Genomic DNA, 13,458 nt, shown 5'->3' on the forward strand with positions numbered 1-13,458 from the left:
TGATTATAGCGAATATCAAAATCGTGTTCATCATTCACTACAATAGCTTTTGCTTTACGCTTTCCGGTACTTCGCACGTTCGTATTGCACCGGCCATTTCACCGCCGCATCCAATTCGTGAGCGGCTCTTAGTGGGAAATAAGGATCTCTTAGCAGCTCCCGTGCCATCAGCACCATATCCGCTTTGCCCTCCTCAATAATACCAGCCGCCTGTTGCGCAGTGGTGATCAGTCCTACCGCGCCGGTGGCAATGCCTGCTTCTTTCCGGATCCTTTCTGCAAAAGGCGTTTGATACAGCGGGCCAACACTTATTTTCTGGTGAGCGGCCAGGCCACCAGAGGAACAATCGACCAGGTCTACTCCCTTGTCTTTCACAATTGCTGCCAGCTTCACCGATTCATCCAGGTTCCACCCTCCTTCTGCCCAGTCGGTGGCGGAAATGCGCAGCAGTAACGGATATTCTTCCGGCCATACGCTGCGGAGTGCTGCAATGGTTTCCAGCACCATGCGGATCCTGTTTTCAAAGGAACCGCCGTATTCATCTGTACGTTGATTACTGAGTGGCGATAAGAAGTTATGCAACAGGTAGCCATGCGCTGCATGCAGTTCCAATACCTGGAAGCCTGCCTGGCGCGCGCGTATAGCCGCCGCCTTGAAATCATCCTGTACTTTACGTATGCCTGTTTCCGTGAGCGCCTCCGGTTGGGGATATACATCGTTGAACGGAATAGCGCTGGGGGCTACCACCTGCCAGCCACCTTCTGCTTGCGGTAAGGCGTGGCTGCCCTCCCAGGGCCGTACTGTGCTGGCTTTCCTACCTGCATGAGCCAGCTGTATCCCGGGTATGGCGCCTTGGGCGCTGATAAAAGCCGTAATGCGGTGCAACATAGGAATATGTGCATCGCTCCAGATACCCAGGTCATGAATAGAGATGCGGCCTTCCGGTGAAACAGCTGCCGCCTCCGTGAGTACCAGCCCTGCCCCTCCTACCGCCCGGCTACCGAGGTGTACCAAATGCCAGTCATTGGCGAATCCATCCGTGGAAGAATATTCGCACATAGGCGATACCGTGATACGGTTTCTCAGGGTAACTTTCCTCAATGACAGAGGGCTGAACAATTGTGACATAATCGACTGCTTTTAAGTGGATTAAAATTAAGTATTAATTATATAGCTAAGACAGCCTTCGCCATCTCCTTTCTCCCCGAAATTATCCGTAAAAATACCCTACTTTTGGCGCATATACCTATTCTAAGATGGTCCTGTACCCTGTCAAGCACTCATTTGTTGCCTCCTTTTTTGCGTGTTTATGTGTGTGTTTATGTTTAGCTATTTCGGCAAAAGGACAACAAAAGGCTGATTTTGCCGCTTCGGTAACAAGCGACTGCGAGTCGGTGATTACAACTTTCACTGATCAGTCCACCGGCAGCCCTGTGGCCTGGCAATGGGATTTCGGCAACGGCAATACCGCTACCAAACAAAATCCTGCCGCCACCTATGTACAAACAGGCAATTATACCGTGACCCTGAAAGTAACCTACGCCGATGGCAGCACCCAAACCGTAACAAAAGCAGACTATATTCATGTAAGGTCCAAGCCTAAAGTAGATTTTGTAGTTTCCGCCAATAAAGGCTGCGCACCATTCGCCACCTCTTTCACCGATAAGTCGCAACCCGGCGATGGTACTCTCCAGAGCTTCAGCTGGGATTTCGGGGATGGCGGCGTGGCATTGAATGCCGGCAGCACTGCCAATTACACTTATACCGTACCGGGCATTTATAATGTTATCCTGACGGTAACTAACAGCTATGGATGTACGAACTTTAAAACAATGGAAAAGGCTGTTGACGTAGCACCAGCTATCCAGGCTGATTTTACGGTAACGGATAAAATGCTTTGTAAAGCTCCCGTGGATGTACTGTTTCAAAATACGTCTACCGGCCCGGGCACCCTTTCCTATAAATGGGAATTTGATGATGGCAGTACCAGCACCCTCAAAGACCTGGGGAAGCATACCTTTACCACCAAAGGCACTCACCAGATTAAATTAACGGTAACGAACGAACGGGGTTGCACAGGCACCAAAACGGTCAACGATATCAACGTAGCCAACTACGCTACCACGCTGACCGTTCCTACGCTGGCCTGTAGCGGTCAAAGCAGTGACTACAGAGCCGTTTTTTCGCCTGTTCAACCCCAAAGTACCATATGGGAGTTTAACGGCTCTCCTTACTGGTCTAATGCTGACTACGCCACCTATTACAACGGCGCTGCCGGTCCCCTCACGGTGAAGGTTACCGCCCAGTATGGCAACTGTACCGATGTGGTGACAAAAACGGTGGATGTAAAACAAAGTCCCACAATACAACCTGTTACCGACAATAAGCTCATCTGCAATGTGCCGGCCACCGTAGATTTCAAGGCAAACAGCACCGGCGCCATCGCCTGGAAGTGGGACTTTAATGATGGCGGTACTGCCACTACCGCAGATGCTACCCACGTATATAACCAGGAAGGTTACTTCGACGTGACACTGCTGGCCACCAGTAAAGACGGATGTAGCATCAGCAACAGCTTGCGGCTGGACATCCGCAAAACAGAAGTCCGTATCTACGCAGCGATGACCAATGGTTGCGAAAACCTGTCTACCAACTTTTATGCATATACCAGCACCGGCGACGAGGTAAAGACCTATTTATGGCATTTCGGAGACGGCACTACCTCTACCGAAGCTACGCCCACGCACGAATATGCCAAGGCTGGGTTTTACACTATTTCGATGGACTATGTTACCGCCAATGGCTGTAGCGGAACGGCCTACCTGACCGATAAAGTGGCTGTTTATAAAAAGCCTGCCCCCGATTTCAGCTCTCCGGATGCCCCGGAAGTTTGCGGAAATACCCCTGCTACCTTTATCAATAAATCAGATGTAGGTACCGACTGGTACTGGGAATTTGGTGATGGCGGATATGCTTCCGGCAACACCGTTACCCATAGTTATTCTGAACCTGGCACCTACGATGTGACCCTGGTAGTAAGCAATGAAACCTGCCATAACAGGATTACCAAAAAGGCTTACATCACCGCGGTAAACCCGTTCCCCCGGTTCGATATCAACCCGGTTGACTGTTCAAAACGTACTACCGTTAGCGTTACCGAGCATTCTTTGGGCGCCACCAGCTGGAAATGGAGCTGGGGCGACGGCAAAGAGACCAGCTACACCACGCACAGCGATATCGTAACCCATCAATATGATAAAAGCGGTACCTATACCATACAGCTCACTACCTCCGATGGACATTGTACCACGCATACCAGTCATACCGTTACCATCATTGCTCTTTCCCCGGTGGTGATAACCACCAATAAAACAACCCTGTGCAGCAATGAAAATGTGGTGGCCAGTATCGTATCTGAAGATGCCAGCATTCACGACTCCTATTATCCTGCCCGCTGGGAACTGGACGGTGGCGGTGGTTATGGATACTATGATTACAAAACATATACCTACAGCGGGCTTGCCCCCGGCAAACACGTGATAGGTCTTCAAATTGTGGACAAGGTAGGATGTTACCATCCCAGCAATGATATTGAGATCAATGTAAAAGGGCCTATCGCCGGTTATCATCTCCCCGGACAAATTCAATGCAGGGGAACAGAAGTAACCTTTACAGACAATACAGATGTTAGCCATAGTAGTGGGATTAAAAAGTGGGATTGGAACTGGGGAGATAACACGCCCGTTCAATCCTTTACCAGCGGGCCATTTAAACATACCTACCAACAGGCCGGCAGTTATTTTGTGCCTTCCGTTACTGTCACAGATAAGGATGGTTGCGTGAACACCTATAACCAGCAATATTTACAGGTAAATGGACCCAATGCTGATTTCTCTGCCGACTACTACCTTATCAAGCCGGGCGATTATGTGAATTTATATAACTCCTCTACTGAAACTGGCGGTACTATTGTGAGTTATAAATGGGACCTGGGCGACGGCACCACCAGTAATGAAGCCTATTATTTTTCCCACCAGTATCCGAATAAAGGTATTTACCCTGTAAAGCTGCAGTTGACCGATGACAACGGGTGTACAGATGAAAAGACAAAGAGTATCAAAGTATCTGCTGTGGCTGCGGGATTCACTTATACCTCTTCGTTTGTAAATGGCAGCAGCTGTGCGCCTATGCTGTTTCGTTTTACCAACACCTCTACCAACTTCAGCTCCTGTGAATGGGATTTTGGAGATGGCGCCATTTCTGATCAGGTATCTCCCAATCACACCTATGTGGAAGCGGGCCATTATAAAGTAACGCTGAAAGTGAAGGGAGATGCAGACACCGAAGACGAATACAGCGAAGTAATGGTAGTAAAAGGCCCTTACGCCACTATTCAAACCAGTGCCGAAGGAGGATGCCTGGAAAAGGAAATTCTATTTACGATTAAGCCGGAAAACGCTACTACCTTCAGCTGGGACTTTGCTGACGGTAATGTAGAACAGACCACCGAGCTGGAAATAAAACACCATTTCACTGCACCCGGTATATACAAGCCCCGGTTGATATTGAAAGATGATGCCGGCTGTAAAGGCAGTGCCTTGCTGGATCATCCTATTGTGATTGACCAGCTGGATATTAAGTTGCATCCGACGCCGGATAAAATATGCGACCAGGGTACGCTTACCTTCGCACCTGTGTTCAACAGTTACTCCGTGGAAGATCTGAAGATCCCGCCCACTTTCACCTGGACTTACGATGCATCGCTGACGCCTAAAAATATTACTACCACCACGCCGGAGTTTTACCTGGATAAACCCGGCACCTATAAATTCGGCATGATCGCCAGTACCAAATATGGCTGCGCTCAAACCGTGGATGTACCTGTAAACGTGTATCCCAAACCGTTAGCCGCCATATCTGGCCCGGACCAGGTATGTAAAGATGTGCAGATCAGTTTCAGTGGCAGCGTTACCAAGGCTACGGATGTAACCTGGGCCTGGGAGCTGGGAAACGGCCATACGAGCAGCTTACAGCAACCTGTTGCCCAGTTGTACGATCAGCCTGGCGCAGCTTCCATAGCGCTCACCGTTACCAGTGCCGAAGGCTGTGCTGACCACATTGTGCATTCATTGCAGGTATTGGCCTTACCTGATATCAAAGCAAGTACGCCTTCACCATTTGTATGCTTGGGCAATACTACCCAACTGCATGCAGGCGGCGGCAGCACTTATGAATGGACACCTGCGCTGGGACTAGACCATGCCAATATCGCTGAACCAAAGGCCACCCCTATGACGACCACCACCTACGAGGTAAAGGTGACGGACAACAACGGTTGTGTGAACACGGACAAAGTGGATTTACGGGTAGTACAACCTTTTAAAATACTGGCTACTCCCGATACCGTACTATGCCTGGGGGATAAGCTTCCGTTGTGGGCTACGGGGGCAGACTATTATAAGTGGCAGGGCGCCGGTATCAGTCAATCGACCAACGCCGCGCCAATGGCTACTATAACAGCCACAGGCAACTATCCTTACGAAGTAACCGGTTATGATAAAGAGGGCTGTTTCTCCGACCATACTTCCCTGACAGTAGCGGTGCATCCCAGTCCTACTGTGAGTGTGGGGCCCGACCGGGAAATAATGGCAGGCATCCCGGTATATCTCCGGAGTGTTACCAGCAATGATGTGGTGAGCTGGCGATGGTCGCCGGCAGATGGGGTGGATTGCCCTACCTGTGCGCAAGTGCAGGTGCTGCCCAACCTTACCACCCGTTACCAGCTGGAGGTAACCAACCGCTATGGCTGCAAAGCCAGCGACGACGCAACGATTCACCTGTTGTGTAATCAGAGCGCCATCTACATGCCGAATGCCTTTACGCCTAACCAGGATGGCCGGAATGAATTTATATATCCCAAAGGGAAAGGCGTGAAAGAAGTAGCCTGGCTGCGTATTTACGATCGCTGGGGTACGCTGGTATTTGAGAACCATCACTTTCCGGTGAATGTACCTACTGCTGGCTGGGATGGGCGCCGGGGCAGCAACAGGGCGCCGATAGGTACCTATGTTTTCTTTATGCAAACCGTTTGTGAAAACGGGGAAACATTTGAATTCAAAGGCAATATTACCCTGATCAAATAGTTTAACGGGGGAAGGTAAGCCATGCTGCTGATCAACCGTGGCTTTCATGGGGTCAACGAGTATCCATTTAACTGGTAATGTACATGCAAGATCACCACTTTTCTACTTATGCCGCCGGGCTGGACACAGCCGGGTTTACAATTATACCCGATGTATTTTCTGCTGCTGCAGTTGATGCCATGCTGGCTATTATCGTCGGCGTCGAGCAGGCGGGCCCTAATTTCAGAAGAACAGCCGACCTGTTTGCCATCCGTAATTTTCTACGGGAAGTGCCGGCCATCGCGACGCAGGTATTTTCTCCTGCCTTACAACAGCTCGTGCGACAATTATTTGGCGAAGATTATTTCCTGGTAAAATCTATTTATTTCGATAAATCCGGCGAGTCGAATTGGTTAGTAGCCTGGCACCAGGATTTAACCATTTCCGTAGCAGAAAAATCACCGGCGCCGGGGTATGAGCGTTGGTCCGTAAAGCACGACCAGTATGCCGTTCAGCCTCCTGGGGATATTTTGGAAAGCAATTACACCATACGTATTCACCTCGATGATACCGATGAGCATAACGGGGCATTAAAAGTACTGCCCGGCACTCACCGCAAGGGGATATACCGGGCAGATAGTTTAGATTTTGGTACAACGCCGGAGGTATGCTGCACCGTTAAAAAAGGGGGTGTAATGATTATGCGGCCTTTGTTGATGCATGCCTCCGGGCGCAGCAGCAATGGGCATAACCGGCGGGTGATCCATCTTGAATTCAGCAACCGTACCCTGGCCGGTGGGCTACAATGGGCAGAACGGCCGGCCTAATAACCATCATTTTGTTTTAATGTGGCGCTACCACCTTTTACGCTAAGGTCTATCTGCCTTTGCGGAATTGGGTATCTTACATTTTTGGGCGCAAAGCTACCGGTAGCAATGTCTGTCGTGATCGTTTTTTCATACGTAAAATAGCGGGTAAGCTCTGTTTGCGCGATGCCCCAGCGCACCAGGTCGAAATAGCGATGTCCTTCCATGGCCAGTTCCAGCTTACGTTCAAATCGTATTGCCTTCATGGCCCAGGCTTGTCCGCCGGCGCTGAATTTACCGGCTGGCCAGGCGCCGATTTTATAATTGGCTGCCGGGGTGTTGGTATATCCGGCCATCGGATGATCCGGATCGATATAGGTTTTCACCCAGCCTACCGGGTTGGCAGCTCTTCCTCTCACTGCATTTACATGATCCTGTGCGATGTCGAGGCTACCGGCCATAGCCTGGCATTCGGCCGCCATCAGCAATACATCCGAAAAGCGGATGAGCACATAGTTGATAGCATTTCCCGGCGCCCAGCCGTTGCCGTCGTAGTATTTATCCTGGGTGGCCTGCATATATACATTCTTGATGGCGGCATAAGGACCGGCAGATTGCTGGTTACGTACCCAGTCATTACCCGGATGATTGCCCCAGTCCAGGAAGGGAATACCCCGGCGCCCTACGGTCCAGTCGAGCCGTGGGTCCAGGTTTCCGGCATCTGGTGTAAATGGCTCATTGCTTCCAATGGCCATATCATTTTTCACCGGATGCTGATTAAAATCATCCAGGTAGGGCAAACCATTCGGGTCTGTGCGGAAGGAGTTGACCAGGTCTTGTGATGGCTGGTAAAAACCACAGCAGCTAAATGGGCCATTATAAGGGTAATTCAGCATTTCTCCCTGGTTAGCATTACCTGTGCCTCCGGAGCCATCGTTAGCGCTGTATTGGATCGAAAAAACGGCTTCGCTGTTATTTTCTGTGAAAGCATCGAAGTTGTCGTGGAACTTTGTCACCAGCGCAAACTTCGTCCCTTTAGCTGTGACGCCGTTGGCAATTACATCTTCAAAAATAGGCATGGCTTCCGCATATTTTTTCTCATAGAGATAGGTTTTGGCCAGGTAGGCTTTAGCGGCCCAGTTGTTGGCGCGACCTATCACATCCTGTATTTCGTTGAGATTATCGGCGGCAAATTTGAAGTCAGCTTCAATCATAGGCCAGATATCTTTATCATTGGGTACCTTATAATCATCCACATGGAGCTGGGAATAGCTGGCGGAGTTTTCATCTACCCAGGGCACATGATCAAACATTTTTTTCAGATCGGAATAAAAATGTCCGCGTAAAAAACGGGCTTCTGCTGCCAGTTCCTTCTTTTCATCGGCAGTCATATCGGTCACATTATTGAGCACATGCAGCACGAAATTGCAACGGCGTACGCCTTCATAATCTACCCGCCATTTGTCGTTGAAGAAACCATTGGTAGCATTGCCTACGAAAGTAGCAATCTGCAGGATGGCCGATGCATCGCCGGGGTCGCTGCCTTTATGGGCATCCCCGCCGCATACGCTGCCATAGATCCAGTTGTCGGGCGATACTGCATAGCCGCTACCTCCGGAGAGGTTGACCATATCACCATCTTTAAAATCCTGTCCGTCGAGGGCTCCGTAGGCGCCTATCAACAGGGTATTTACGCCTTTTTTATTGGTAAGGGCAGCTTCTTCCAGGGAGGATTGCGGCGTGCGTTGCAGGAAGCTCTTGCTGCATCCCGGCGCCAGGAGAGTAACCATAGCTGCGCCCAATACTATATGATAAAATGATTTCATGATCATACTTTTTTAAATCAGCAAAGTTTAGAATCCCAGGTTCAGGCCAACGAGAAACTGGCGTTGGTTGGGATAAGCGCCTTCATCTACGCCGAAGTCGGTAATGTTGCTACCGCCGATTTCGGGGTCTAGTCCGGAATATTTTGTGATGGTAAACAGGTTGGCGGCCTGTAGATATACCCGCAGTTTCTCTACGTGCAGGCGGGTGAGCATACCTGCCGGCAGTGTGTATCCCAGCTGCATATTCTTACAGCGCAGGTAAGCGCCGTTTTCCACCATATAGGAGTTGGGAACGTTTTGTGTGCTGGTAGATCCGTCTCTTTCCTGGATGGGCGCCGTAGCATTATGATGGTCAGGACGCCAGGAATCGTACAGGGCTGTTTTGCTTTTTGCACTTTCAAAAGAGGGATAGAAATCACGCCACCAGCGTACGTTGTTCCATATCTGGTTGCCATGTGTTCCAAAAAAGAACATGCTGAAGTCGAATCCTTTGTACACTACGCCGATGTTGATACCATAGGAGAAATCGGGATTGGGATTACCGAGGAAAGTACGGTCATCGGGAGTGATGATACCATCGCCATTTACATCGGCATAGCGGAAGCGGCCCAGCCCCTCTCCTTCCTGGTAGGTAGCCTGGGGATCGCTGGTTGCTTTCCGGGCTTGCTCATCTGCCGCCGTTAACGCTGCCTGGTCATTCCAGAAGCCCACTATTTTGTACCCGAAGAAAGAAGATACCGGTTGACCAACAGCATTGCGGATAATATTGCTGCCATCGAAACGGCGGCCATCACTATCGAAATAATCAACGCCATCGGCGATTTTGCTGATTTTATTCTTATAGGTGGTGAAGGTACCGGTTACATGAAACTGCAATTTTTTATTGATAGTTTTATGCCAGCCTGCCGATAGGTCGATGCCTTCATTTTTCATGCGGGCGATGTTGACAAAGGGCTGTGCCGAAGTACCCGCCAGTCCTGGTAATTCGGGATTATACAACAGGTCTTTGATGTCTTTGCGATAATAGTCTATTGAGAAATCAAATTGTCCGTTGAACAAGCTTGCATCTATTCCCACATTGGCGTTGATATCACTCTCCCATTTAGCATCCGGGTTACCGATCTGGTTACCGGCAAAACCGGCAGTGAGCCCATTATTGACGCCGACCAGGTCATAGTAGGAAGAGCTACGTTTGCCGCCATAGAGAAAATAGCCGTTGTTGACGCCGAGATTGAGCTGGTTACCCATGATCCCCCATCCACCACGAAGCTTCAAATCAGTGATCCAGGTGACTGGTTTCATGAATTCTTCCTGTGAGATGCGCCATCCTGCTGATATAGCGGGGAAAGTACCCCATGGGTTATTCAGGAATTTGGAGGAGCCATCGCGGCGAACGGTGGCACTCAGGAGGTATTTATCTCTATAGGCATAATCTACCCTGGCCAGCAGGGAAAAAAGGCCTTCTTCCTGCCGGGTGCTGTAATTCGTTTGCACGCCGGTGCCGGTAGTCAGATCGGGGAAATAAGGCGCAAAAGTGAAATAATCCTTAGTAGTACCGCCTACACTGCGATTGCGGCTATCGAAAGCTTCTGTGCCGGCAATGATTTTCAGGTCGTGCGTATTATGAAACGTTTGGTGATAAGTCAATGTGTTGGTCCAGGTCCAGGAATGTGCATTGGTAGATCCTTCTGTATAGGAGTTGCTGGTACTGTTCTCCTTGTTTTCATACTGCGGGTAGGTAAAGGAATGCGACCAGCCGGAAGACACTTCTCCGCCGAAGCTGGTGCGGAATGTCAGGTATTTCAGAAAGTCTACTTCTCCATATACATTTCCAAACAGGCGGCTGTTAAACCCTTTGTTGTTGCGGGTGCGGGCCTGCATAGCTACCGGGTTGAAGGCATCGCCCAGGGCGTCGCCGGCAGAACCGGCATAGTTGCCTTTGATATCGTATACCGGTATAATGCTTTGTTCGCGCATGGCGTGACCGATAGCGGCATCGGCGGAGTTGACCTCCACCGAAGGGTTTTCAGACATGGCGAAGGCCAGGTTTTCTCCAACCCTGATATGGTCGCTGACATTATACTGGGTGTTGGATCGTACGGTATATCTCTTCAGGTAGGTATTGATTAAAGTACCTTGTTGATTAAAATAGTTGAGGGAGAAGAGATAGTTGCCTTTATCGCCCCCTCCGCTCACGGCAATGTTATGGCTGGTAATGGGCGCCGGGCGGAATACTTCGTGGTACCAGTCCGTACCTGCTTTGTTGGCTTTTGCAATCTGGTAAAAATTACCGTAGTCGGTAAGGTCAGTGTAATCGGGGTTCAGATAATATTTGGATGGATCTACAGCCGGATCTCCTTCCATTTTGCCGGAGGGTAATATATAATCCGGGATTACCGGTGTAGTGCCGTGGCCGTACTGATCGGTGCCGGGGTCGGCGCCTGAATTTTTGTAGGCCAGCCAGCGGAGATTGGCTTGTTCCTGTGGATTGAGGGTATTCCATACATTCCCGTGTTTGGGAGATTGGCGGCCATAGTAGCCATCGTAGGCTACCTTTACCTTTCCGCTGCCGCGACGGGTGGTGATGATAATGACGCCATTGGAAGCACGGGCGCCGTAGATAGAGGCCGCCCCGGCATCTTTCAATACCTGCAGGCTGGCCACATCATTGGGATTGAGATCGGAGATATCAGTGGTGGGTACGCCGTCGACCACGTATAATGGTGAATTGGCGCCAAAGGTGTTTACCCCGCGGATACGGATCTGTGGCGCTTCGCCGGGTTGCCCTGAGCCTATCACCGTCACGCCGGAAGCTTGTCCCTGCAGCTGCTCCGTTACCTGGGCCGAGGGCTGCTTAATGAGGTTATCGATATTTACTACCGCCACGGATCCGGTGAGATCTTTTTTCTTCTGGGTGGTATAGCCGGTTACTACGATTTCATTGAGTGCGCTGGCGCCTTCTTTCATGACGATATTGATAGCTGCTCTACCGCCAACGGGTATACGCTGTGATTCATACCCGATAAAGGTGATTTCCAGCTGGTCGTTGCTATTTCCCGGAGCCATGATGGAATACGAACCATCGGCATTGGATACCGTTCCTATAGCCGTGCCCGTTACCCTGATAATAGCGCCGGGGAAGGCGTTTCCTTTTTCATCTCTCACAATACCTTTTACCGGGCGTTGTTGCTGTACCGTACCGGTGGCAGGAGGTGTGGCTGCCGGTGTTTTTTCACTGATCATATAAAAATGATCCCTTACTTTCTCATAGCGGAGATTAAAGGGCAGCAGGGCTTTATCCAGGGCTTCTTCGGGCGACTGGCAGCTGGTTACTGCCAGTTGCACTTTTTTATTTTTCACCAGGTCACTTTTGTAAGCAATAGATACGCTGAATTTTTCCTCGATCTGGTGCAATACTATTTTCAAATCGGCTCCGGGGGCGGTGTTGATGGCGTTTTCCGGCGGGAGCTGCGGGATTTCAGGGGCCGGCGTTTCGGCCGACACGGTTTGGGACAGGAAATACAGGGCCAATGCTTGCATTAGCAAAACACGTAAACCTTTTTTCATTTTGAACAGGTTTTAACGATTAAGAATAAGACTACTTATACTGATAAGCGGCGATCCTACTTTTTATGGATCCAAACTTCATCGCCTCTTTGGTTGAATTGCATACGGAATACTTTTCCCAGCTGAGTCATCATGGTATCAGGGTTATATATGATCGGCATGGAGCCTGATACTTTATCATTGTATAGCGTTGTATCGGATACAATTAATTTTTTACCGAATACCTGTTGCATAAAGGCGGCAGCATCGTGGAGTGTATAGTCGTCCATGGTGAGGCGGCCGGTATGCCAGGAGGTGTAAGTGTCGGCAGCTACACTTCTCTTGGAATAATCGCCATCTGTTCTGTTATAAGTAAGCATTTCGCCCGGCCGCAGGTACAGCGCAGCGGCCTTTTCCTGGCGGGGTGCGGTGATGTTGAGCAAAATGCTTCCCTGTTGCAGTACCACGACGATGTTCTTCCCCTTGCTGTTGACATTAAACTGGGTGCCTAATACTTCCACGTTGAGGTTATCGTAGGTATGCACTACAAATTGTTGTGCATTGGCGGTATGTTTTACCTGGAAAAAGGCTTCTCCGTCGAGCCATACTTCGCGGGCATTGCCGGAAACGGCGTATAGCAGGCGGGAATCGGCATTGAGGGTAACGATTGATCCATCGGGTAATTGCACGGCTTTCGTTTCTCCCAGGCGGGTGTAAGTGCTGAGGATCGTTTGCCCGCGCCGGGCAGCCTGTATGCCCCACCAGGCAGCGCCCAGTGCAATTCCAAGAAGCAGAACGGCTGCATACTTCCACGCATGTTTCCACCGGGAGATAGTAACCGGCGCTGTGGGCGCTGTTTCTTCCAGTCCATTCCAGACGGCCTCCCACAGCTGCTCTTTATCAGCAGCGGTAAGACTAAAGGCACGGAAGCGGATACCCTGTACCAGCTGACGGGCATCGTTGACGATACTTTCCTTTTCCGGGTGTTGCTGCAACCATGTTTCCCAGAACAAATTTTGTTGCCCCGGATGCAATACCCAGTCCTGGAAGTCTTCATCCATCGCCAGCTCGGAGGCTGTATATGATAAATAGTTGCGGACTGTCAAAGGAACCTTCTTTCCATTAAAGAGCAGGTAGCCGATGAAATCTCATCACTTT

Annotated in this window: 6 protein-coding genes; 2 read left to right on the plus strand and 4 right to left on the minus strand. The window is 50.1% G+C overall.

The window, feature by feature from the left end:
- Positions 1 to 54: 54 nt before the first annotated feature.
- Positions 55 to 1,128: an NADH:flavin oxidoreductase/NADH oxidase gene (locus HGH90_RS01600; protein ID WP_169190218.1), complete on the minus strand. Its 1,074-nt coding sequence runs from the start codon at positions 1,126 to 1,128 to the stop codon at positions 55 to 57.
- Positions 1,129 to 1,394: 266 nt separating this feature from the next.
- On the opposite strand from HGH90_RS01600, the gene HGH90_RS01605 reads away from it, so the two are divergent.
- Positions 1,395 to 6,143 (plus strand): PKD domain-containing protein, encoded by a 4,749-nt coding sequence (locus HGH90_RS01605; RefSeq protein ID WP_317166125.1) that lies wholly within the window; start codon positions 1,395 to 1,397, stop codon positions 6,141 to 6,143.
- Positions 6,144 to 6,226: 83 nt separating this feature from the next.
- Positions 6,227 to 6,949: a phytanoyl-CoA dioxygenase family protein gene (locus tag HGH90_RS01610; protein WP_169190220.1), complete on the plus strand. Its 723-nt coding sequence runs from the start codon at positions 6,227 to 6,229 to the stop codon at positions 6,947 to 6,949.
- Here HGH90_RS01610 and HGH90_RS01615 read toward each other — a convergent pair.
- The 3 genes from HGH90_RS01615 to HGH90_RS01625 are packed head-to-tail and all read right to left on the minus strand — an operon-like array spanning position 6,946 to position 13,406.
- Positions 6,946 to 8,754, minus strand: a complete 1,809-nt coding sequence (locus HGH90_RS01615) for a RagB/SusD family nutrient uptake outer membrane protein (protein ID WP_169190221.1) — start codon at positions 8,752 to 8,754, stop codon at positions 6,946 to 6,948. The two genes, HGH90_RS01610 and HGH90_RS01615, sit on opposite strands and share 4 nt — an antisense overlap.
- A 27-nt stretch (positions 8,755 to 8,781) precedes the next feature.
- Complete coding sequence (locus HGH90_RS01620) at positions 8,782 to 12,321, minus strand: SusC/RagA family TonB-linked outer membrane protein (RefSeq protein ID WP_169190222.1); 3,540 nt, start codon at positions 12,319 to 12,321, stop codon at positions 8,782 to 8,784.
- Between the two features lie 56 nt (positions 12,322 to 12,377).
- The gene (locus HGH90_RS01625) at positions 12,378 to 13,406 is read right to left on the minus strand and encodes a FecR family protein (RefSeq protein WP_169190223.1); all 1,029 of its coding nucleotides are present in this window, start codon (positions 13,404 to 13,406) and stop codon (positions 12,378 to 12,380) included.
- Positions 13,407 to 13,458: the final 52 nt, after the last annotated feature.

The organism is Chitinophaga sp. Ak27 (genome assembly GCF_012726295.1).
GTDB lineage: Bacteria > Bacteroidota > Bacteroidia > Chitinophagales > Chitinophagaceae > Chitinophaga.

Bases quoted from the DNA above. Each gene is read 5' to 3' on its own strand.
- HGH90_RS01600 (WP_169190218.1), bottom strand. From the start codon at position 1,128: ATGTCACAATTGTTCAGCCCTCTGTCATTGAGGAAAGTTACCCTGAGA.
- HGH90_RS01615 (WP_169190221.1), bottom strand. From the start codon at position 8,754: ATGAAATCATTTTATCATATAGTATTGGGCGCAGCTATGGTTACTCTC.
- HGH90_RS01610 (WP_169190220.1), top strand. From the start codon at position 6,227: ATGCAAGATCACCACTTTTCTACTTATGCCGCCGGGCTGGACACAGCC.
- HGH90_RS01620 (WP_169190222.1), bottom strand. From the start codon at position 12,321: ATGAAAAAAGGTTTACGTGTTTTGCTAATGCAAGCATTGGCCCTGTAT.